This is a genomic window from Halomonas sp. BDJS001 (assembly GCF_026104355.1).
GTDB lineage: Bacteria > Pseudomonadota > Gammaproteobacteria > Pseudomonadales > Halomonadaceae > Vreelandella.
Map to the genome: position 1 here is coordinate 388343 of NZ_CP110535.1, position 21189 is coordinate 409531.

At 56.2% G+C, this 21189-nt stretch carries 17 protein-coding genes and 3 rRNA genes; 8 read left to right on the forward strand and 12 right to left on the reverse strand.

The genetic code is table 11. From position 1 onward, the window contains the following. Window position 1: 1 nt before the first annotated feature. Both gluQRS and dksA read right to left on the reverse strand, forming a co-directional pair. Window positions 2-913, reverse strand: coding sequence for a tRNA glutamyl-Q(34) synthetase GluQRS (gene gluQRS / locus OM794_RS02005; protein ID WP_226250353.1), 912 nt, complete (start codon window positions 911-913; stop codon window positions 2-4). Window positions 914-1005: 92 nt separating this feature from the next. Further along, entirely contained in the window at window positions 1006-1443 is a 438-nt protein-coding gene (gene dksA / locus OM794_RS02010; RefSeq protein ID WP_088702211.1) for an RNA polymerase-binding protein DksA, read from the reverse strand. Between the two features lie 215 nt (window positions 1444-1658). Between dksA and OM794_RS02015 the strand changes: the two genes are divergently transcribed. Both OM794_RS02015 and sfsA read left to right on the forward strand, forming a co-directional pair. Next, window positions 1659-2819, forward strand: a complete 1161-nt coding sequence (locus OM794_RS02015) for an aminotransferase class I/II-fold pyridoxal phosphate-dependent enzyme (protein WP_226250354.1) — start codon at window positions 1659-1661, stop codon at window positions 2817-2819. Further along, on the forward strand, window positions 2819-3547 hold the full coding sequence (gene sfsA / locus OM794_RS02020) for a DNA/RNA nuclease SfsA (RefSeq protein WP_226250355.1): 729 nt from the start codon (window positions 2819-2821) through the stop codon (window positions 3545-3547). The genes OM794_RS02015 and sfsA overlap by 1 nt, the downstream gene beginning before the upstream one ends. Window positions 3548-3750: 203 nt before the next feature. On the opposite strand, the gene OM794_RS02025 is transcribed toward sfsA, so the two are convergent. The 6 genes from OM794_RS02025 to OM794_RS02050 form a co-directional block, all read right to left on the reverse strand. Continuing rightward, the gene (locus OM794_RS02025; protein WP_226250356.1) at window positions 3751-4200 is read right to left on the reverse strand and encodes a DUF4426 domain-containing protein; all 450 of its coding nucleotides are present in this window, start codon (window positions 4198-4200) and stop codon (window positions 3751-3753) included. A gap of 41 nt (window positions 4201-4241) precedes the next feature. Further along, the gene (gene metW / locus OM794_RS02030; protein WP_226250368.1) at window positions 4242-4835 is read right to left on the reverse strand and encodes a methionine biosynthesis protein MetW; all 594 of its coding nucleotides are present in this window, start codon (window positions 4833-4835) and stop codon (window positions 4242-4244) included. Next, on the reverse strand, window positions 4835-6061 hold the full coding sequence (metX, locus tag OM794_RS02035) for a homoserine O-succinyltransferase MetX (protein WP_226250357.1): 1227 nt from the start codon (window positions 6059-6061) through the stop codon (window positions 4835-4837). The genes metW and metX overlap by 1 nt, the downstream gene beginning before the upstream one ends. An 86-nt stretch (window positions 6062-6147) precedes the next feature. After that, window positions 6148-6741, reverse strand: a complete 594-nt coding sequence (locus OM794_RS02040) for a YggT family protein (protein WP_088702216.1) — start codon at window positions 6739-6741, stop codon at window positions 6148-6150. A gap of 57 nt (window positions 6742-6798) precedes the next feature. Next, on the reverse strand, window positions 6799-7623 hold the full coding sequence (gene proC / locus OM794_RS02045) for a pyrroline-5-carboxylate reductase (protein WP_226250358.1): 825 nt from the start codon (window positions 7621-7623) through the stop codon (window positions 6799-6801). Between the two features lie 55 nt (window positions 7624-7678). After that, window positions 7679-8395, reverse strand: coding sequence for a YggS family pyridoxal phosphate-dependent enzyme (locus tag OM794_RS02050; protein ID WP_226250359.1), 717 nt, complete (start codon window positions 8393-8395; stop codon window positions 7679-7681). Window positions 8396-8427: 32 nt separating this feature from the next. Between OM794_RS02050 and OM794_RS02055 the strand changes: the two genes are divergently transcribed. Next, on the forward strand, window positions 8428-9480 hold the full coding sequence (locus OM794_RS02055; RefSeq protein ID WP_226250360.1) for a type IV pilus twitching motility protein PilT: 1053 nt from the start codon (window positions 8428-8430) through the stop codon (window positions 9478-9480). A 44-nt stretch (window positions 9481-9524) separates the two neighbouring features. On the opposite strand, the gene OM794_RS02060 is transcribed toward OM794_RS02055, so the two are convergent. Beyond that, complete coding sequence (locus OM794_RS02060; protein WP_226250361.1) at window positions 9525-10664, reverse strand: anhydro-N-acetylmuramic acid kinase; 1140 nt, start codon at window positions 10662-10664, stop codon at window positions 9525-9527. Between the two features lie 145 nt (window positions 10665-10809). Between OM794_RS02060 and tyrS the strand changes: the two genes are divergently transcribed. From tyrS to OM794_RS02085, 5 genes are all read left to right on the forward strand, one after another. Continuing rightward, entirely contained in the window at window positions 10810-12009 is a 1200-nt protein-coding gene (tyrS, locus tag OM794_RS02065) for a tyrosine--tRNA ligase (protein ID WP_226250362.1), read from the forward strand. A 475-nt stretch (window positions 12010-12484) separates the two neighbouring features. Beyond that, a 16S ribosomal RNA gene (locus OM794_RS02070) occupies window positions 12485-14017 on the forward strand. 247 nt (window positions 14018-14264) lie between these two features. After that, window positions 14265-17154, forward strand: a 23S ribosomal RNA gene (locus tag OM794_RS02075). Window positions 17155-17300: 146 nt separating this feature from the next. Further along, window positions 17301-17416 (forward strand): 5S ribosomal RNA (gene rrf / locus OM794_RS02080). The 16S, 23S and 5S rRNA genes sit together here, the layout of an rRNA operon. 142 nt (window positions 17417-17558) lie before the next feature. After that, window positions 17559-18890: a deoxyguanosinetriphosphate triphosphohydrolase gene (locus tag OM794_RS02085; protein WP_226251407.1), complete on the forward strand. Its 1332-nt coding sequence runs from the start codon at window positions 17559-17561 to the stop codon at window positions 18888-18890. An 8-nt stretch (window positions 18891-18898) separates the two neighbouring features. Here OM794_RS02085 and OM794_RS02090 read toward each other — a convergent pair whose 3' ends face one another. From OM794_RS02090 to OM794_RS02100, 3 genes are all read right to left on the reverse strand, one after another. Then, window positions 18899-19807 (reverse strand): nuclease-related domain-containing protein, encoded by a 909-nt coding sequence (locus tag OM794_RS02090; RefSeq protein ID WP_226251408.1) that lies wholly within the window; start codon window positions 19805-19807, stop codon window positions 18899-18901. A gap of 70 nt (window positions 19808-19877) precedes the next feature. Next, window positions 19878-20252 (reverse strand): translation initiation factor Sui1, encoded by a 375-nt coding sequence (locus OM794_RS02095; RefSeq protein WP_226251431.1) that lies wholly within the window; start codon window positions 20250-20252, stop codon window positions 19878-19880. Further along, complete coding sequence (locus OM794_RS02100; RefSeq protein ID WP_088699554.1) at window positions 20252-20953, reverse strand: HAD family hydrolase; 702 nt, start codon at window positions 20951-20953, stop codon at window positions 20252-20254. Before OM794_RS02100 ends, OM794_RS02095 begins: the two co-directional genes overlap by 1 nt. Window positions 20954-21189: the final 236 nt, after the last annotated feature.

The following is a 21189-nucleotide window of genomic DNA, read 5'->3' on the forward strand; positions in this document are numbered from 1 at the left end:
ATCAATCTCCTGTTGATGAGGAGGGCGGTATTGAACGGTGCTTCGCTGGGCGCAGTTGTTCAAGTGACCAGTTGTCTACCGCCCAGTGTAGCTGAGTCGCCGGGGACTCAGCAGCAAGCGCCTGAGGCGGTGCTTGGTCAAGTGCTGCCAGGGCCTGAAAGAGCTGCCGCCGTACTCCCCGCTCATCTTCTGCCAGGGCGGGGGCCAGGTTCTGCTTCGAGAGCTTCTGACCTTCAGCAGTGACGATCAGTGGTAAGTGCAGGTAGCGTGGTTGCGGTAGCCCAAGCGCACTCTGCAACTGGCGCTGCCAGGGGGTGTTATCGAGCAGGTCGAGCCCGCGCACCACATCGGTAATTTGCTGTTCGGCGTCATCGACTACCACGGCCAACTGGTAGGCCCATAGATTATCTTTGCGCTTTAATACCACATCGCCCAGTTCAGCGGGGTCAAACTGCTGCGCGCCGAATAGCCGGTCTTGCCATTGAATAGGGCGCTCGCCAAGGTCGCTGCGTAGCCGCCAGGCCACTGGTTTGGTGGGGTCGTAAACGCCATCGCGGCACCAGCCGGGGTAGATATCAAACGCCTGCCACTGCTTACGGGAGCAACTGCAGGGGTAGGCAATACCGAGTTGGATCAGCTGGTCTAAGGCAGTTTGATAAGCCGCATCACGGGTGTGCTGCCACACAACACTCCCATCCCACTCCAGGCCAAAGGTTTCCAACTGACGCAGGATCGTGCTCGCCGCGCCATCGGGGCAGCGGGGCGGGTCGATATCCTCAATGCGTACCAACCACTCCCCCTGTGCCGCACGGGCGTCCAGGTAGCTGCCTAAAGCGGCGACCAAAGAGCCAAAGTGCAGCGGGCCTGAGGGCGTAGGTGCAAAGCGGCCACGGTAGCCAATTGAGTCGTTCATTGTAGCGTCGTCCTTGGTGGTTCAGGCAAGCGCTGCCAACAAAAACGGGCACCCTAAGGTGCCCGCGTTCAAGTAGAACGTTGTGTTAGTGCTCAGCCGCCGAGCTGCTTCTCCTTGAGTTCTGCCAAGGTTTTGCAGTCCACGCAGAGGGTGGCGGTGGGGCGAGCTTCTAAACGGCGAATGCCGATCTCAACGCCGCAGGCTTCGCAGAAGCCGTAGTCATCATCATCGATTTTATCGATGGTTTCGTTAATTTTCTTGAGCAGCTTACGCTCGCGATCCCGAGTGCGCAGTTCCAGGCTAAAGCCCTCTTCCTGGGTGGCGCGGTCGGCGGGGTCGGCGTAGTTATTCGCATCTTCCTGCAGGTGGCGTACGGTACGATCCACCTCTTCCATGAGATCCTGTTTCCAATCCAGCAGCAGCTGACGGAAGTGCGCTAGCTGCTGCTCGTTCATATACTCTTCACCCGGCGCTGGCTCATACGGGGTGAAGGACTTGGACGCTTCCGGTTTCTTTTCTGCTACTGGCATGGGACTGCCCCTTACATATGTGACTACTGATCGACCATGAGCGATTGTCACGATCTCACGCCAAAGGGATGCTTGTTTAGCTGAAAAATGGCTGGGTTGCAAGCATAATGGTGAGCTTTCGACGATTGTTTGGCCTTGAATATGACTAGCGCCATGTTTTAGTTAGTTTTTCAATATTTACCCCGTTTTAAAAATGAATTGATGAAGGAGCCGTTATGGCCTGGAATTCGCGTGTCGATCACGTTGCCCCTTTTCGGGTCATGCATTTGCTGGAAATGGCCCAGGCACGGGAAGCGGCCGGGCACGATGTGATTCATCTGGAAGTGGGCGAGCCGGATTTTGCTACCCCCGAGCCGATTATCGCGGCCGGGCAGCAGGCGTTGACCAGTGGCCATACCCGCTACACCCCAGCGGCTGGGCTCCCTGCGCTGCGCGAGGCGATCGCCGGGCATTACGCCGAGCATTTTAACGCTACGGTTGATCCGGCGCGCATTTTGGTAACGCCCGGCGCGTCGGGCGCACTGCTGCTGGCTAGCCAACTACTCGTCGAAAGTGGCTCACGGGTGTTAATGGCTGACCCCAACTACCCCTGTAACCGGCACTTTATGGCCCTGGCGGGCGCCGAGATTGATGCGGTGTCCGTGGGTCGTGAGAGCGGCTGGCAGTTGGACGCTGCACTGGTCGCCCAGCACTGGCGTGAGGATACTCGTCTGGCGATGTTGGCGTCGCCCTCTAACCCCACCGGCCACACGTTGAGCGCGCAACAGCTCTCTGCAGTACTGGCAGCGGTCGCTGAGCGCGAAGGCGAGGTGATCGTCGATGAGATTTATCAGGGCCTTAACTACGACGAGTCACCGCTGTCGGCGACCTCGCTCTCAGCCAACGCCTTTGTGGTCAACAGTTTCTCCAAATATTTTGGCATGACCGGCTGGCGCCTGGGTTGGCTGGTGGCGCCGGAGCATGCGGTGGAGCCATTAACGCGGCTGGCGCAGAACATGTTTCTGGCCGCGGCGACGCCGTCGCAGCATGCCGCCCTGGCGGCGTTTACGCCCGAGTGTCGGGATATTCTTGAACAGCGCCGTGAAACCCTAAAAGAGCGCCGCCAGGTGCTGCTGGAGGGGCTGGCAGGCTTGGGGCTGGCGCCGGATCTACCACCCCAGGGCGCGTTCTATCTGTGGCTGGATATCTCCCGCTATAGCCGCGACAGCCAGGCCTTTTGCGATCGCTTATTGCAGGAGGAGAACGTGGCGATTACCCCAGGTATTGATTTTGCCGTACGTGGCGGTGAGCACCATGTGCGCATTGCGTTTACCAATGACGTTGCCCGCCTGGAAGAGGCGGTAGCGCGGATTGCCCGCTTTGTGGGCAGGCTGTGATGCTCAGCTACCCCGAGCTTGTGCCAGGCACGCTACTCAAACGTTACAAACGCTTTCTAGCCGATATTCGTTTAGACGATGGCCGCGAGGTGGTGGCCCACTGCCCGAATACCGGTTCCATGAAGGCGGTGAACGTGCCGGGGTGCCGCGTGTGGCTGTCGCCCAGTGACAACCCTAAACGCAAGCTTGCCTGGACGTGGGAGTTTATCGAGCTACCCCAAGCCGATGGACAGTTGGCGCTCGCCTCGGTGCATACCGGCCGCGCTAACCGCATTGTGGAGGCGGCGTTGGAGGCGGGTGAGTTAGCGCCCTTGGCAGGCTACGCCACGCTGCGTCGAGAGGTGAAAGTGGCCGATGCCCGGCTCGATTTTAGGCTGGACGATCCAGAGCGAGGACGGGCGTATATCGAGGTGAAGCAGGTCACCCTCAAAGAGCCGGACGGCCACGGCTACTTTCCGGACTCGGTAAGCGTGCGCGGCACCAAGCATCTGCATTCGCTGCGTGTGTTGGCAGAGCAGGGTGAACGGGCAGTGCTGCTGTTTTGTGTCGCCCACGAAGGTATTGCTGACGTGGCCGCCGCTGCGCATATTGATGCCACTTACTCGGCAGCCCTGGCGGAGGCCGCTGCCTGCGGGGTGGAAGTGCTGGCCTATGGCATTGACGTGGAGCGGAAGCAGGGGCGCCCCATCGGCGTAGGGTTAACCCGCCACCTGCCTGTGCGACTGTAGATAGTTTGTCTGCGTTGGAATTTAACCAGAGGCCGTGGGTAGTTGTAAGCAAGGGTCTTTCGCCATGGCCGGAAACTATTCCCTTCAATTCCGGCATTCACGCCATCCATGGCGATCAGATGGCGAAAGTAGCGCCCAAGGATGGGTTTACAGCGCCCTTGCGACAATCTGCCCACGGCATGTCGAGAGCTATACAGTAGTGCCTAGCGATCAATATAAAAACGCTGAATAAAATTCACCGGCTCGGGGGCGGCGTTGCGGTCGTAGCGCACGCTTAGCTCAAAGTGCATGTTCTCATCGTCGCGCAGGGTAAACGGCGCTAGATGGTAGGTGGCATCACCGTCGTGCACGGTGCGAAAGCTGAGCGACTCTTGGGTACCCGTCAAGCCGCTAACGTGACCCTGGACGCTGGCGTTAACGGGACGGGTAGTGCCATCGTCCTGACGTTCGCGAACGCTTACATTGACCAGGCCGCGGTTAGCGCTGCGCTGGAGGTTGTTCGCCTGGGCCACCTCTGGGGTCAAAAAACTGCTGTTCACCGCGCTGTAGTGAATCTCGTAATCGCCCACGCTGACGAACTGCTCCGCGTGGGCCCCAGCGGCGGCGAACAGCGTGCCGACAAGGGCGGCACCGATCATTAATCTGCGTAACATGGTGAGGCTCCTTGGATGACCTATCAATGGAGTGTTGACGTCTAGCGCCGGCGAACGCGGAAAATGGCAATTTCACCAAACAGGTTGGGCCATAGCCGCGATTTCCAGTGACCTTGATGATCTCCCACGCCCACCGCACGATCAACAATCACCAAGCCCTTTTTCCGGCATAGATGCTCAAAGTCATTAAATGTAGACAGGTGGATGTTGGGCGTGTCATACCAGGCGTGAGGCAGCGATTTGGAGACCGGCATATAGCCGCGCAGGCCCAAGTGCACACGGTGGCGCCAGTAGGCGAAGTTAGGGAAAGTGATAATCCCCTCTTCGGCGACGCGCAGCATTTCATCGAGCATCTTGTCCGGGCGGCGCAGCGCTTGCAGCGCCTGAGTCATGATCACTTGGTCATAGCTGTTATCGCAAAAGCTGCTTAAGCCGTCATCCAGGTTATGCTCAATTACGCTGACGCCACGGGCCACGCAGGCATTAATACCGTCATGGTCGATCTCTAAGCCATAGCCGGTTACGTTCTTATTATTCGCCAGTGTTTCCAGCAGTTCGCCGTCGCCACAGGCGAGGTCGAGCACGTGGGCGCCTTCGGGTACCCAGTCGTATATCAATTCTAGATCGGCGCGCATCATGGCGTCTCCTCTGAGCTCGTTCCCACGTTGCCCGCTTGGTCATCGCCCGCTTCAGCGAGCTTTAGCTCCCGAGCAGCGCGGGTCATAAAGGCGCTGAAGATGGCGTCGTAGCGCGGTGCTGAAAGTAAAAAAGCATCGTGCCCATGGGGTGATTCGATGTTGGCATAACTGACTGACTTGCCTGCCCGGGTAAGCGCATCGACCAGTTCCCTGGAGCGGGAGGGCGGAAACCGCCAGTCGGTGGTAAAGCTGACAATCAAAAACGGGCACTGCGCGGGGGCCAGGGCTTTGGCTAAGTCGCCCCCCTGGGTGGCGGAAGGATCAAAGTAGTCCAGTGCCTTGGTCATCAGCAGGTAGGTATTGGCGTCAAAGGCGGTGGAGAAGGTGTCGCCCTGATAGCGCAGGTAGGACTCCACCTGAAACTCAACGTCGAAACCGAAGTTAAGGTCGTCGCTGCGCAGGTCGCGGCCAAACTTGCTGCCCATGGCGTCTTCCGAGAGGTAGGTAATATGCCCCACCATGCGCGCTAGCTTTAGCCCGCGCTTGGGCACGGTGTCGTGCTCAGCGTACCAGCCGTCAAAGAACTCCGGGTCAGAGCGAATCGCTTGGCGAGCCACCTCGTTAAAAGCGATATTTTGCGCCGAGAGCCGCGGCGTGGCAGCAATGACTACGGCGTTGGCCACCCGCTCTGGGTAAGTCATTGTCCACTGCATGACCTGCATGCCGCCCAGGCTGCCGCCCACCGCGGCGGCCCAGCGCTCAATCCCCAGGTGGTCGGCAAGCCGTGCCTGGCTGGCCACCCAATCGCTCACCGTGACCATGGGGAATTCAGGCCCCCACTGGCGACCGGTTTCGGGGTTATGGCTGACCGGCCCGGTGCTGCCATGGCAGCCGCCCAGGTTATTGAGCGAAACCACAAAAAAGCGGTTGGTGTCGATTGCTTTACCAGGGCCAATATGGGCATCCCACCAACCGGGCTTGCGATCCTCTTCGCTGTGATAACCCGCGGCGTGGTGGTGGCCTGAGAGGGCATGGCAAATCAGCACCGCGTTGGTGCGATCAGCGTTAAGTGTGCCGTAGGTTTCGTAAATCAGCTCGTAGGCGGGCAGCACTTTGCCGCAGGCGAGGGCGAGCGGCGTGTCGAAGCGTGCCACGTGCGGAGTGACCAGGCCGACGGAACCCGCCGGTCGATCTGCAAACGCATGCGTATCTGAATCAGGCATTGAAGGCGCGAGTCCTGCTAAAAAGTACGTCTAAATGAATCAAGCCGAAGCGATCCATTGCACAAAGAGCTGGCAGACAGCCGTGATCAGAGCCCGACCAGTGCCCCGGAAATGCCCGCCGCACGAATCAGTGCGCCGACCACCAAGCTATCGACCAGATTAATGGCGATAAACACCACGATAGGCGAGAGATCAATCATGCCCAGCGGGGGGATCACTTTGCGTACCGGCGCCATAATGGGCTCCACCAGCTGCATCACCAGCAGCGCGCCTGGGTGGCTGGCGTTGGGCGCTACCCAGCTTAAGATGATCATCACAATCATGGCGAAGAAGTAGATTTTTAAAATTGCATTCGCCAGGGCCGCTACACCGGCAATCATCAACCCGGCAATGGGGGGCATGCCCACGCCAATGACCATAAAGATGGCGATGATGCTGACTACTTTTAACACAAAGCCTGCCGCTAACGTAGCGAGGTCGAAGCGACCCGCAACGGGGCCTAAAAAGCCTTGAAACAGACCCACCACCGGTTGGGTGATCTTGACCACCGATTGGCTTAACGGGTTGTAGTAATCTGCCCGCGACGCCTGTAGCAGAAAGCGTAGCATGAGTAAAAAAAGGTAAATATTGATGAGGGTATTTACCAGCATTAACCCTGCACTGCCCAATTCATTGCCCATTATTATGTCTCCTTGATGATTCGTCGCTTAACGGCTGTGCTCGCCGAATGGCTGTGTTTAGCTGCCGCTCAATTCCTTGGCCATTGCCTGGGCGCGGTCTGCGCAGGCCTGCATGGCGTCGGCAATGATGGTGCGCAGTTGTGCCTCTTCCATATGGTGGATAGCACGTTCGGTGGTGCCGCCCGGCGACATAACGTTCTGTTTCAGCGTGGCCGGGTCTTTATCGCTCTGCTGCGCCATCGTGGCGGCACCCAGCGCGGTTTGAATCGCCAGGCGGCGCGCAGTGGCGGCAGGTAGGCCGAGTTTAACCGCGGCTTCCTCCATGGCTTCAAACATCAGAAAGAAGTAGGCCGGGGCGCTACCAGAAACAGCGGTCACTGCGTCTAACAGGGCTTCCTCTTCCACCCACTCGACAATACCTACTGCCTCCATAAGCTGGGTGGCGATCTCGCGCTGGGCATCGCTAACCTTCGCATTGGCATAGAGGCCGCTGGCGCCATAACCGACCAGCGAAGGTGTATTAGGCATGCAGCGAACCATGGCATTATGACCACCCAGCCACTGGTCGATAGTGTCAGCATAAAGGCCTGCCGCAATCGAGATCACCAACGGCTGCTGTTGCTGAATGCTGTCGCGCAGCGCTTCGCATACGTTGCGCATGATTTGTGGCTTCACCGCGAGCACCACCACATCGGCCTCAGCCACCGCCGCGTTGTTGTCGGTGTCGGTATTGATGCCTAAGCGTTGTTTAATCGCTGCCAGTTCGTCGTCATTCGGTGCGGTGGCGGTAATCGTAGCGGGCTCGACGCCGCTGTCGATTAGGCCGCCGATAATGGCGCTGGCCATATTGCCGGCCCCAATGAAGGTAATCTTATTCGCCATGGTAGGTGTCCCTTTAGTAAAAGTGTTCTACGTAAAAAAGCGGGCTACTTTTCGTCTAAGCTGATGGGCGAGCGCCGAAAATCGCGGTGCCCAAACGCACCAGCGTGGCGCCTTCCTGTATCGCCGCTTCTAAATCGTCGCTCATGCCCATCGAGAGCGTATCAAGGGGCGCGTCTGGCAAGCTGCTTTGTAAGGCGGTGAATGCCTCGCGAAGTGCAGCCAATGGCTGGCGCTGGGCGCTGATATCCTTTGCCGGTGCGGGGATCGCCATCAAACCGCGCAGGTGCAAATTCGGCAGCGTGGCCACTTCTTTGGCCAATTCCTTTAACGCCTCGGGCAGCACACCGGCTTTGCTCTCTTCGCGGCTGATATTAACCTGGAGGCAGATATTGAGCGGTGCAAGGTGCGCTGGGCGCTGTTCGCTCAGGCGCTTGGCAATTTTTAGCCGGTCGACGCTGTGCACCCAGTCAAAGTGTTCGGCAACCGAGCGGGTTTTGTTGGACTGCAGCGGCCCAATGAAATGCCATACAATGCCGTCAAGGTCAGTAAGCTCGGTCTGCTTTTCCAGCGCTTCTTGCAAATAGTTTTCACCAAATTCACGCTGACCCAACTGCCAGGCCTGACGAATCATCGCCGCTGGCTTGGTTTTGCTGACCGCCAGTAGCTTGGCGGCGTCCTGGGCACGCCCCGCGTCTTCTAATGCATCACGCAGGCGTTTAAGCGCCTGAGCGTATGAAGAGTCGAGTGACTCGTTAAGCGCGATGTCTGTCATACTCAAGCACCTTACCGCAGCTGGGAAGAGAGATGGATATTACCGAACTGCTAGCATTCTCGGCAAAGCAGAATGCCTCTGACTTGCACCTTTCGGCCGGTTTGCCACCCATGATACGTGTTGATGGCGACATTCGTCGGCTCAATGTGCCCGCTATCGATAATAATGAAGTGCGCAAATTGATCTACGACATCATGAATGATCGACAGCGGCGCGACTACGGAGAGCACCTGGAAATTGATTTTTCCTTTGAAATCGTTGGGGTAGCGCGCTTTCGTGTTAATGCGTTCACCCAGGCCCGCGGGGCGGGGGCGGTATTTCGTACCATTCCCAATCAAGTGCTTTCCATGCAAGCCCTGGGGCTCGGTGAGGTGTTCGAGCGTCTGGCGATGTTGCCGCGGGGCCTGGTGCTGGTGACTGGGCCAACGGGGTCGGGTAAGAGCACGACGCTGGCCGCGATGATCGATTACATTAACGATCATCGTTACGAACATATACTCACCATTGAAGACCCCGTCGAGTTTGTCCACGCCAGCAAGCGCTGTTTGATTAACCAACGCGAAGTGCATCGCGACACCCATAGCTTTGCCGATGCGTTGCGTAGCGCGCTGCGTGAAGACCCGGATGTGATTCTGGTCGGAGAACTGCGCGATCTGGAAACCATTCGTTTAGCGCTGACCGCGGCTGAAACCGGCCACCTGGTGCTGGGAACGCTGCATACCACCTCTGCCGCCAAGACAATCGATCGGATCATTGATGTTTTTCCCGGCGAAGAGAAAGCAATGGTGCGCTCGATGCTGTCGGAATCGCTCCAGGCAGTGGTGTCGCAATCGTTGCTTAAACGTCAGGGCGGCGGGCGCGTAGCGGCCCACGAAATCCTCATTGCCACTTCTGCAGTGCGCAACTTGATCCGCGAAGACAAAGTGGCGCAGATGTACTCTGCCATTCAAACCGGCGGCAGCCTGGGTATGCAAACCCTGGATGCCGCGCTCACTCGGCTAGTGAAAGAGGGCGTGGTGAGTTTGCAAGAAGCGCAAATGAGCGCGAAGGGCACCTTGGCATTGAAAGATGACATTGAGAGATGAGCGGCCGCTGCTCAAGAAATTAGTCGCCAGCGCAAACTCATCGCTTAGCAAGCGTAAATGCCGCCAAGCACTCGTGGGCCTGCTGCGCCGGTGACCGAAGGTAAGTTGCCTGGCAGGTGGTTCAAGCGCTGATGAGCCAGCCAGGCGAAAGCCCCCGCCTCAATCCAGTCTTCAGGCCAGCCGTAGGCCGCTGGGGAAGTGAACGTTGCATGCGGGAGATGATAGGCAAGCCGCTGCATTAAATAACCGTTGTGGGCACCGCCGCCAGCGGTGATCAGCGTGAGCGGGCCGTTATCGATCCTCAGTTGTTCAATCCCCTGCGCGACACTGACCGCCGTAAGTTCAGCCAACGTCGCCTGCACGTCGGCGGCGGCTTCCTGACCGCTGAGATATTTTTGTAGCCAATCCATATGAAATAGCTCTCGTCCCGTACTTCTTGGCGGCGGCTGCTGGAAAAAAGGTTCGGATAACAATCGAGCCAACAGCTCCTGGTCTACTTCTCCGCTCGCGGCCCAATCGCCGTTTCGGTCAAAGCGACCCCCCTGGTGCAGGGCAAACCAGCCATCCAGCAATACATTTGCGGGCCCGGTATCAAAACCGATCACTGGATCGGTCGGCTGGCTAGAGAGCCAGGTGAGATTGGCAAAGCCGCCTAAATTAAGCACCAACTGATGCGCGTTTGCTCGCCCAAATAGCGCCTGATGAAACGCCGGTGCCAGCGGTGCCGCTTGACCCCCAGCGGCTAAGTCGCGGCGACGAAAATCGGCGACCACCGTGCAGCCGGTAATTTCTGCCAGCAGGCTTGGATTATCCAACTGAAGCGTATACGCCGGCCCACCGTTGTGGCCTGCGGGAGCGTGTTCAATGGTTTGGCCGTGACTGCCGATGGCGCTGATCTGTTCTATACCCACTGAAAGGGGCGCTAATAAGTGCTGCACGGCTTGGGCCTGGCATTGGCAGAACGCGTGCTCCGCTGCTGCGAGCTGGGCAAAGCTCACCTGCTCCGCATGACACAGTGTGAGCAGCAGGCGATGTAGCTCATCTGGCATGGGTTCGGCATGGGTGGCCAATAAACGCGGCGGCGAGCCATTTTCGATAGCGATAAGTGCCGCATCAATACCGTCCAGGCTAGTGCCGGACATCAGGCCAATATAGTAAAGCGGCGAAGCGATAGGCGTTTTCATAAGCGAACTCGTACGAAGCGGGGCTGAGGCTAAACCAGGGTCAGCGCTAAACCAAGGCTCAACCAAGGCGAACGAGCATGGTAACATCGTCGGTTATTTATCACCTGAGCCCGGTATGGGCGGTTCTTTATAGTGGAGAGAGGCAATGAGTGAGGTGGATCAGGCTTTAGCGCTGCTGTCGCGGGGTACGCATGAAATCCTGGTAGAGGATGAGTTAAAAAAGAAGCTGGCTTCAGGCCGCAAACTGCGTATCAAAGCGGGTTTTGATCCCACGGCCCCTGACTTGCACCTGGGGCACAGCGTGTTGCTGACCAAAATGCGCCAGTTTCAGGATTTGGGGCACACGGTTATCTTTTTGATCGGTGACTTTACCGGGCGTATTGGTGACCCCACCGGCAAAAACGTGACGCGCAAACCGCTCACCGAAGAGGACGTGAAAGCTAACGCCGAAACCTATAAAGAGCAGGTGTTTAAAATTCTCGACCCAGAGAAAACCGAGGTGCGCTTTAACGCCGAATGGTTTGGCGAGCTCTCCGCTGCCAAAATGATTGAGCTGGCTGCCCAAAGCACCGTCGCTCGTATGCTGGAGCGGGATGACTTTGAAAAGCGCTATAAAGCCAATCAATCCATTGCGATCCACGAATTTCTCTACCCACTGGTACAAGGCTATGACTCGGTAGCCCTTGAAGCGGATGTGGAGCTTGGCGGCACCGACCAGAAGTTCAACCTGCTGATGGGGCGGGAGATTCAAAAGCACTTCGGCCAGGAGCCCCAGGTGGTCATCACCATGCCGCTGTTGGAAGGGCTGGACGGCGTGCAGAAGATGTCGAAGTCGCTAGGCAACTACATTGGTGTCGATGAAGCACCGGGTTCCATGTTCAACAAGCTGGTATCCATGCCGGATAGCTTAATGTGGCGCTACTTTGAGCTGCTCTCTTTGAAATCGAATGAAGAGATTGAGGCGCTCAAGCAGAGCGTTGAGCAGGGCGCGAACCCGCGGGATATCAAAATGGAGCTGGCGCGTGAGCTGATTGCCCGTTACCACGGGGACGAAGCGGCCGCCAATGCGCATAAGTCGGCGGGTAATCAGTTGGCCGATGGCGAGCTGCCGGAAGACCTGCCCGAAGTCACGGTTGATTTTGAGGGCAGTGAGCAAGCACCGATTGCAGCAGTGCTCAATCGAGCAGAGCTCGCGAACAACAGCGCCCAAGCCAAAGACATGTTGGGTAATGGCCGGGTCAAAGTCGATGGCGACGTCGTTGCCAAAGACACCATGCTGGCGACAGGTAAGAGCTATGTTATCCAAGCGGGTAAGAAACGTTACGCCCGTGTGACGCTTATTTGAACTTTCTGTCAAAAAGCCCTTGCCAACCCGGCAGCGAATCCGTAAAGTACGCATCCGCTGCCGGGGACGCCAAGCGTTGCCAGCGGTGCATAAGGTGTAAAAGCCTTGGTTTGTCAGGAGGTTAGAGCAAGTTGTATCGCTCGCCTCAGTCGCTAAAAAACAGCGATTGACAACCACCAGGAAATGCGTAGAATACGCCTTCCTCGCTGAGGCAAGCCAGTTCAACGGCGGCCAGATCACTTTCAAAGTGATCGTGACAGCGAAACAGCTCTTTAACAATTTGATCAGGTAATTCATGTGGGCGCTTGCTGATGTTGGTGACAAATCACCAAATATCAAGGCAAGCGACTCAAGCAATAAGGTTTTAAAGGATTCGTCCTTTAGGATCTGTTTTGAATGAATTCGTTTGAACCTTGAGCCAAGTTTGGTTCGCTTCTGTCACTTACGGGTGGCAGGTAAGAGCCGCATAGATCTTAAACTGAAGAGTTTGATCATGGCTCAGATTGAACGCTGGCGGCAGGCCTAACACATGCAAGTCGAGCGGTAACAGGGGTAGCTTGCTACCCGCTGACGAGCGGCGGACGGGTGAGTAATGCATAGGAATCTGCCCGGTAGTGGGGGATAACCTGGGGAAACCCAGGCTAATACCGCATACGTCCTACGGGAGAAAGGGGGCTTCGGCTCCCGCTATTGGATGAGCCTATGTCGGATTAGCTAGTTGGTAAGGTAATGGCTTACCAAGGCAACGATCCGTAGCTGGTCTGAGAGGATGATCAGCCACATCGGGACTGAGACACGGCCCGAACTCCTACGGGAGGCAGCAGTGGGGAATATTGGACAATGGGGGGAACCCTGATCCAGCCATGCCGCGTGTGTGAAGAAGGCCCTCGGGTTGTAAAGCACTTTCAGCGAGGAAGAACGCCTAGTGGTTAATACCCATTAGGAAAGACATCACTCGCAGAAGAAGCACCGGCTAACTCCGTGCCAGCAGCCGCGGTAATACGGAGGGTGCAAGCGTTAATCGGAATTACTGGGCGTAAAGCGCGCGTAGGTGGCTTGATAAGCCGGTTGTGAAAGCCCCGGGCTCAACCTGGGAACGGCATCCGGAACTGTCAGGCTAGAGTGCAGGAGAGGAAGGTAGAATTCCCGGTGTAGCGGTGAAATGCGTAGAGATCGGGAGGAATACCAGTGGCGAAGGCGGCCTTCTGGACTGACACTGACACTGAGGTGCGAAAGCGTGGGTAGCAAACAGGATTAGATACCCTGGTAGTCCACGCCGTAAACGATGTCGACCAGCCGTTGGGTGCCTAGAGCACTTTGTGGCGAAGTTAACGCGATAAGTCGACCGCCTGGGGAGTACGGCCGCAAGGTTAAAACTCAAATGAATTGACGGGGGCCCGCACAAGCGGTGGAGCATGTGGTTTAATTCGATGCAACGCGAAGAACCTTACCTACCCTTGACATCTACAGAAGCCGGAAGAGATTCTGGTGTGCCTTCGGGAACTGTAAGACAGGTGCTGCATGGCTGTCGTCAGCTCGTGTTGTGAAATGTTGGGTTAAGTCCCGTAACGAGCGCAACCCTTGTCCTTATTTGCCAGCACGTAATGGTGGGAACTCTAAGGAGACTGCCGGTGACAAACCGGAGGAAGGTGGGGACGACGTCAAGTCATCATGGCCCTTACGGGTAGGGCTACACACGTGCTACAATGGCCGGTACAAAGGGCGGCGAGCTCGCGAGAGTCAGCGAATCCCTTAAAGCCGGTCTCAGTCCGGATCGGAGTCTGCAACTCGACTCCGTGAAGTCGGAATCGCTAGTAATCGTGAATCAGAATGTCACGGTGAATACGTTCCCGGGCCTTGTACACACCGCCCGTCACACCATGGGAGTGGACTGCACCAGAAGTGGTTAGCCTAACGCAAGAGGGCGATCACCACGGTGTGGTTCATGACTGGGGTGAAGTCGTAACAAGGTAGCCGTAGGGGAACCTGCGGCTGGATCACCTCCTTAAACGATGCGTCACAGTTAGTAAGCGTCCACAATGAATTACCTGATCAGATAGCTGTTGATGCGCAGTGATAAGCCAGACGTCTTCGGCGTTGCCTTATCACTGCGTATAGCAGTCGCTCTTTAACAATGTATATCATGCTGACAAGAACACGCCGTAAGGTGTGCTTCTTAAATTGTGATACGTCTCAAGCGTATCCGGCAAAATAGAACGTTATCATTGCGACATCCAGACTCCTTCGGGTTATAGGGTCAAGCAATGAAGCGCACACGGTGGATGCCTAGGCAGCCAGAGGCGATGAAAGACGTGGTAGCCTGCGATAAGGTTCGGTGAGGTGGCAACAACCTGTGACCCGGACATCTCTGAATGGGGAAACCCACTCATCATAAGATGAGTATCGTGCCCTGAATACATAGGGGTACGAGGCGAACCAGGGGAACTGAAACATCTAAGTACCCTGAGGAAAAGAAATCAACCGAGATTCCCCCAGTAGCGGCGAGCGAACGGGGACCAGCCCTTAAGCATGAGACTGATTAGGCGAACACGCTGGGAAGCGTGGCCGTAGCGGGTGATAGCCCCGTAGTCGAAAATCTGATCATGTGAAATCGAGTAGGTCGGGGCACGAGAAACCTTGACTGAAGACGGGGGGACCATCCTCCAAGGCTAAATACTCCTGGCTGACCGATAGTGAACCAGTACCGTGAGGGAAAGGCGAAAAGAACCCCGGAGAGGGGAGTGAAATAGATCCTGAAACCGTGTGCGTACAAGCAGTCGGAGCCCACTTGTTGGGTGACGGCGTACCTTTTGTATAATGGGTCAGCGACTTATATTCAGTGGCGAGGTTAACCGTATAGGGGAGCCGTAGGGAAACCGAGTCTTAACTGGGCGACACAGTCGCTGGATATAGACCCGAAACCGAGCGATCTATCCATGAGCAGGGTGAAGGTTGAGTAACATCAACTGGAGGCCCGAACCAGGATCTGTTGAAAAAGATTTGGATGACTTGTGGATCGGAGTGAAAGGCTAATCAAGCTCGGAGATAGCTGGTTCTCCTCGAAAGCTATTTAGGTAGCGCCTCACGTAGTACCGCCGGGGGTAGAGCACTGTTTCGGCTAGGGGGTCATCCCGACTTACCAACCCGAGGCAAACTCCGAATACCGGTGAGTAACGCGTGGGAGACACACGGCGGGTGCTAACGTCCGTCGTGAAAAGGGAAACAACCCAGACCGTCAGCTAAGGTCCCGAAATCCTGGTTAAGTGGGAAACGATGTGGGAAGGCTCAGACAGCTAGGAGGTTGGCTTAGAAGCAGCCATCCTTTAAAGAAAGCGTAATAGCTCACTAGTCGAGTCGGCCTGCGCGGAAGATGTAACGGGGCTAAACCAGGTACCGAAGCTACGGGTTCATCCTATGGATGAGCGGTAGAGGAGCGTCGTGTAAGCCGATGAAGGTGGATTGAGAAGTCTGCTGGAGGTATCACGAGTGCGAATGCTGACATGAGTAACGATAAAGGGAGTGAAAAACTCCCTCGCCGGAAGACCAAGGGTTTCTGTTCGACGCTAATCGGAGCAGAGTGAGTCGGCCCCTAAGGCGAGGCCGAAAGGCGTAGTCGATGGGAAACGGGTCAATATTCCCGTACCGGACATGGTTGCGATGGGGGGACGAAGAAGGCTAGGTGAGCCAGGCGTTGGTAGTCCTGGTGAAAGTGAGTAGGCTGGGATCTTAGGTAAATCCGGGATCCTTTAAGGCCGAGACACGAGATGAACTGACCACGGTCAGGAAGTCACTGATGCCACGCTTCCAGGAAAAGCCTCTAAGCTTCAGATCATGTGCGACCGTACCCCAAACCGACACAGGTGGTCAGGGTGAGAATCCCAAGGCGCTTGAGAGAACTCGGGTGAAGGAACTAGGCAAAATGGTGCCGTAACTTCGGGAGAAGGCACGCCGGCGTAGGGTGAAGAGACTTGCTCTCCTAGCCCGAACCGGTCGAAGATACCAGGTGGCTGCAACTGTTTATTAAAAACACAGCACTCTGCTAACGCGCAAGCGGACGTATAGGGTGTGACGCCTGCCCGGTGCCGGAAGGTTAAATGATGGTGTTAGCCGCAAGGCGAAGCTCTTGATTGAAGCCCCGGTAAACGGCGGCCGTAACTATAACGGTCCTAAGGTAGCGAAATTCCTTGTCGGGTAAGTTCCGACCTGCACGAATGGCGTAATGATGGCCACGCTGTCTCCACCCGAGACTCAGTGAAATTGAAATCGCCGTGAAGATGCGGTGTACCCGCGGCTAGACGGAAAGACCCCGTGAACCTTTACTATAGCTTCACACTGGACGCTGATGTTGCCTGTGTAGGATAGCTGGGAGGCTTAGAAACCCGGACGCCAGTTCGGGCGGAGCCAACCTTGAAATACCAGCCTGGCATCATTGGCGTTCTCACTCAGGTCCGTTATCCGGATCGAGGACAGTGTGTGGTGGGTAGTTTGACTGGGGCGGTCTCCTCCTAAAGAGTAACGGAGGAGCACGAAGGTACCCTCAGCACGGTCGGACATCGTGCAATGAGTGCAAGAGCATAAGGGTGCTTGACTGCGAGACAGACACGTCGAGCAGGTGCGAAAGCAGGTTCTAGTGATCCGGTGGTTCTGTATGGAAGGGCCATCGCTCAACGGATAAAAGGTACTCCGGGGATAACAGGCTGATACCGCCCAAGAGTTCACATCGACGGCGGTGTTTGGCACCTCGATGTCGGCTCATCACATCCTGGGGCTGAAGTCGGTCCCAAGGGTATGGCTGTTCGCCATTTAAAGTGGTACGCGAGCTGGGTTTAGAACGTCGTGAGACAGTTCGGTCCCTATCTGCCGTGGGCGTTGGATGTTTGAGAAGGGCTGCTCCTAGTACGAGAGGACCGGAGTGGACGACCCTCTGGTGTTCCGGTTGTCACGCCAGTGGCATTGCCGGGTAGCTATGGTCGGACGGGATAACCGCTGAAAGCATCTAAGCGGGAAGCCCCCTTCAAGATGAGACATCCCTGAGGTTTGATCCTCCTGAAGGGCCCAGCGAGACCAGCTGGTTGATAGGCACGGTGTGGAAGCGCTGCAAGGCGTTGAGCTAACGTGTACTAATGGCCCGTGAGGCTTGACCCTATAACACCCAAGGGGTCTGGTCGTGATGATGACGTCAATGAAAAAGCCGGATACGCAGCGTGTGGCCCCAGCGACATAACGCCAGGGCGGCAAGCAATGAGACGCACACAATTTAATAGTCAGCATGATATGCATTAACAGTTACGCCTGACGACCATAGCATGCGTGAACCACCTGATCCCTTGCCGAACTCAGAAGTGAAACCGCTTAGCGCCGATGGTAGTGTGGGGTCTCCCCATGCGAGAGTAGGACATCGTCAGGCACTTATTATGAAAAATCCCCCGGGGCTTGCGCCTTGGGGGATTTTTTTGCCTCACACCTCACACCTCACACCGCTCACCTCACCCTAACGTACGGTTTTCCGGCGTTTTATGTCAGAATGCACTCCTCTAGGAGGAATGCCCATGACTCAGATGCGCTGGGAGCAGTTGCTTTCCCCACGTCGTCTTCACGACCAACGCTCAACAAGCACCCGCGAAATCGGCCGTAGTCCGTTTCATAAGGATCACGACCGAATTGTTTTCTCCGGTTCGTTTAGGCGCCTTGGGCGCAAAACCCAGGTGCATCCGCTGACCGAAAACGATCATATCCATACTCGCTTAACTCACTCGCTAGAGGTTGGATGTGTAGGCCGCTCTCTGGGGATGATTGTGGGTGAACTGCTGCATGATCGTTTGCCTGAATGGATCACCCCTGCGGATCTTGGCGTCATTATACAAACGGCATGCCTTGGCCATGACATTGGTAATCCCCCTTTTGGTCATGCCGGCGAGTATGCTATTCGCGATTGGTTTCAGCGAGCTCAAAGCAGCGGGCTGTTAGAAGGTCTTTCAGACGCTGAGCGCGAGGATCTGCTGACCTACGAAGGTAACGCCCAAGGCTTTCGGGTAATTACCCAGATCGAATATAACCAGTTTAATGGCGGCATGCGGCTATCAGCGGCCACACTGGGGGCGCTGCTTAAATATCCTTGGACCGTTCGCTACAGCGGGCGTGCAGGCAAGTTTGGCGCCTACCAGTCAGAGCAGGCGCTGCTCAAAGAGGTGGCTGAAGCGGTAGGCTTATTACCCCAGGGCGAACAGCGCTGGTGTCGCCATCCACTGGCTTGGCTTGTCGAAGCCGCTGATGATATCTGCTATGCCCTCCTGGATCTGGAAGACGGTTTGGAAATGGGCATCCTGCGTTATGAAGAAGTAGTCGAAATACTTCGCCAGATTGCCGGCGAGTTTCCGCCCGAATATGCCGATATGCAGGCCCGCAATGTGTCCCAGCGTCGCCGTATTGCGCTACTAAGAGGCGCGGCCATGGAGCGCGCGGTTAATGATGTCGGCGCGGTGTTCGTGCAGCATGAGCAGGCTCTGCTGAGCGGCACGCTCAGCGATGACCTTTTAGAGCTGTGCCACCCTGATCTGGGGTGGGGCGTTCAGGCGGCGAAGCAGTTGGCTCGAGAGCGCATTTTTCAGAATGAGCGTAAGGCAAAGCTGGAGATAGGCGCTTATACGACGCTGGGTATTCTGTTGGAAGCCTTTATTGGCGCTGCGCACGAGCTTCACCATACAGGGCATTCATCGTTTAAACACCAGCGTGTATTGGCCCTGATAGGAGAAAACACTCCCCAGCCATCTTGGCCGCTCTACGATAGCTATCGGCGAATGCTGGACTTTATCGGTGGGATGACAGACCACTACGCGGTGGATCTAGCCCAGGAGATGGGCGGCCGTCTGCGCGGTGATTGAGTACTGCGTTAAACCGAAGGTTGGCTCAGGTGCTTCAACTCCATCAACTGAGCGCGCTCAAGCAGCACATTAATGACCTTGTCATGGATGGCATCGTTGAGCGGGCCTGGGGTCAGCTCGGTTATCTGTTTTGCAAGCGTATCACCGCTAACTACCAGAATGTCCGGGGCGGCTTCGCTGTTATCTATTTTCCAACCCGGCAGCACCAATACGCCCCGTACGGGCACGGGCACACCGCAGCGTCGCTCAAGCCAGTGAGTTAGCCAGCTAACTCCCTGACGCGTTTTATGCAGCGGTCGACGCTCTTGCCAGTGTGGAAAGCGCAAGCGTTCGCGCTCCACTGCCACTGTGTTGAGCTCATTGCCATCGGTACCAATGGCAAGTGTCCTTGCCCGTGTCTCGACCACAAATACGCCATGAGGTGTTACGACGACGTGATCAATCGTGAAGCTATCGGTGGGCACATCGTGAAATACGTAGTAAGGGTGGGCGTCCGGGCGAACCAAGCGCTCAAGTTCCTGACCAACGGCGAGTTCGCAGGCTAAGCCTAATTTTAAGCGTCGAATACGCTGATAGTCGCGTACCAGCAGCAGTGAAAACGCCAGTACAAGTAAGGTGCTGAGTAGACCATACAGTGCCCATTCGACCCAGTCTTGCCGCTCTACAAACAGCATGCGCCCCATCCCGTAAACAAGCGGGGCGAGGCTGATAATGGGCCCTAATGCGCCATTTAAAAATAGGTTGGAAAACGCTTTGTCAAGACGCTGTCGCAGCGCTTGGCCCGGTTCATGAAGGGGAGCGTTGAAAGGGGAGTGAACGCGAGCATCATGCAGGCTGCGCAGCGCAAGGACAATACTGGCCATTGCTGCCATGGGGAATAGAAAGATCAGGGGTAGCACGTATTCCAGCCAAGCCATTGCAGTGCCTTGCTCTATAGAGACTTATCCAGTAGTAAGCTCTGACGATAAGTCATAGTGGTGTAGAGGCCTAACCTCCAGCGAGTTTAACCTGGTAACCCAGATCGCTTAATGCTTGACGCAGGGTATCGCGATGATCGCCTTGAATTTCAATAACACCCTCTTTAACGGCTCCACCTGTTCCACAGCGTTTTTTAAGCGTTTTTGCCAAGGTTTTAAGCTCTTCGCTAGGCAGTGGAATGCCACTAATGGTCGTCACGCCTTTGCCTTTCCGGCCACTCGTTTCGCGGCGAATGCGTACAACGCCATCCAGTGCCGCTAGACGCTGCTGCTCACTCAGCTCATCGCAGTGGCAGGTATCAAGTGGTTCCCGGCAGGTAGGGCAAGTTTTGCCATGTTCGGTGGAGTAAACCAGACCACCGAGCTGGTCGCGTAAAGAGCCCATCATCCTCCTCCCATTGAGTGTTGAGGCACAGGGGTGTGCCAGTACTCACGCGTGAGTCGCTCCACCACAGCGGGTAGCTGATACATATTACTGATCATAATAGCGTTTTCAGGCGTTGTTTCAGCATCTGGGAAACGGTTTAAATGGATCACCGTCATCCCCGCTTGAAGCGCTGCGCGAACACCTACCAAGGCATCGTCTATGGCAATGCAGTCATGCGCTGAATAGCCCATGATACTCGCTGCATGTAGATGTAGACAGGGCTCGGGCTTCCAGCAATTGGCGGTATAGCCACTGAAAAAACGCTTGCCGAAGTAGCGGCTAAGCCCGGTCGCTTCTAAAGCCGTGTGAATTTTGCTTTCAGGCCCATTAGAAACCACTGCGCTGGGATACGCCGATAAAGTATCCAGCGCTTCTTGGGCGCCGGGTATCGTAGTCAGCTCCTGGGCAAGCCGGGTGGCTAGATTGGCCCGCATAGAGGCTTCCATGCGGTCAAGTTGTTCAGGGTCAACCTCACCAAAGCGTTGTTGCAGTTCAGCAACGATGCGCCGAAAGCGCGCTCCGCGAAACTCGCCAAGATAATCACTAGACGCGAAAGGCAGGCCGATTGAATTAAGACCGGTAGCCATCTCTTCGGCCAGAAGCGGTTCGCTATCGACAAGAGTGCCATCACAATCAAACAGCAAAAGTGGGAGCGGCATTGTGGTTCCTTGCAGCGGCTTATGCACTGCCAGTATTAGTTGAAGCCATCCATACTGCTATTGAACGGGATTTTACGTCATTTGTGAACACTGTTTTGTTATTTTTTGCTTGCCTGAACACGACTCTTGAGCCAGCTTAAACGGCTACGCTCATTTTTCTGGCTTCTTTTATAAGCCATCTAGCGTCAGTGGTGCAGTTGTGCAAGCGTTGGAAATGGCCAAGCTGCGCCGAAGGG

Excerpts from the sequence above, each read along its gene's own strand:
- OM794_RS02025 (WP_226250356.1), bottom strand. The coding sequence starts at position 4,200 with ATGTTACGCAGATTAATGATCGGTGCCGCCCTTGTCGGCACGCTGTTC.
- OM794_RS02060 (WP_226250361.1), bottom strand. The coding sequence starts at position 10,664 with ATGAAAACGCCTATCGCTTCGCCGCTTTACTATATTGGCCTGATGTCC.
- OM794_RS02055 (WP_226250360.1), top strand. The coding sequence starts at position 8,428 with ATGGATATTACCGAACTGCTAGCATTCTCGGCAAAGCAGAATGCCTCT.
- sfsA (WP_226250355.1), top strand. The coding sequence starts at position 2,819 with ATGCTCAGCTACCCCGAGCTTGTGCCAGGCACGCTACTCAAACGTTAC.
- OM794_RS02050 (WP_226250359.1), bottom strand. The coding sequence starts at position 8,395 with ATGACAGACATCGCGCTTAACGAGTCACTCGACTCTTCATACGCTCAG.
- OM794_RS02095 (WP_226251431.1), bottom strand. The coding sequence starts at position 20,252 with ATGGGCTCTTTACGCGACCAGCTCGGTGGTCTGGTTTACTCCACCGAA.
- metX (WP_226250357.1), bottom strand. The coding sequence starts at position 6,061 with ATGCCTGATTCAGATACGCATGCGTTTGCAGATCGACCGGCGGGTTCC.
- metW (WP_226250368.1), bottom strand. The coding sequence starts at position 4,835 with ATGCGCGCCGATCTAGAATTGATATACGACTGGGTACCCGAAGGCGCC.
- OM794_RS02040 (WP_088702216.1), bottom strand. The coding sequence starts at position 6,741 with ATGGGCAATGAATTGGGCAGTGCAGGGTTAATGCTGGTAAATACCCTC.
- proC (WP_226250358.1), bottom strand. The coding sequence starts at position 7,623 with ATGGCGAATAAGATTACCTTCATTGGGGCCGGCAATATGGCCAGCGCC.
- gluQRS (WP_226250353.1), bottom strand. The coding sequence starts at position 913 with ATGAACGACTCAATTGGCTACCGTGGCCGCTTTGCACCTACGCCCTCA.
- OM794_RS02085 (WP_226251407.1), top strand. The coding sequence starts at position 17,559 with ATGACTCAGATGCGCTGGGAGCAGTTGCTTTCCCCACGTCGTCTTCAC.
- dksA (WP_088702211.1), bottom strand. The coding sequence starts at position 1,443 with ATGCCAGTAGCAGAAAAGAAACCGGAAGCGTCCAAGTCCTTCACCCCG.
- tyrS (WP_226250362.1), top strand. The coding sequence starts at position 10,810 with ATGAGTGAGGTGGATCAGGCTTTAGCGCTGCTGTCGCGGGGTACGCAT.
- OM794_RS02090 (WP_226251408.1), bottom strand. The coding sequence starts at position 19,807 with ATGGCTTGGCTGGAATACGTGCTACCCCTGATCTTTCTATTCCCCATG.
- OM794_RS02100 (WP_088699554.1), bottom strand. The coding sequence starts at position 20,953 with ATGCCGCTCCCACTTTTGCTGTTTGATTGTGATGGCACTCTTGTCGAT.
- OM794_RS02015 (WP_226250354.1), top strand. The coding sequence starts at position 1,659 with ATGGCCTGGAATTCGCGTGTCGATCACGTTGCCCCTTTTCGGGTCATG.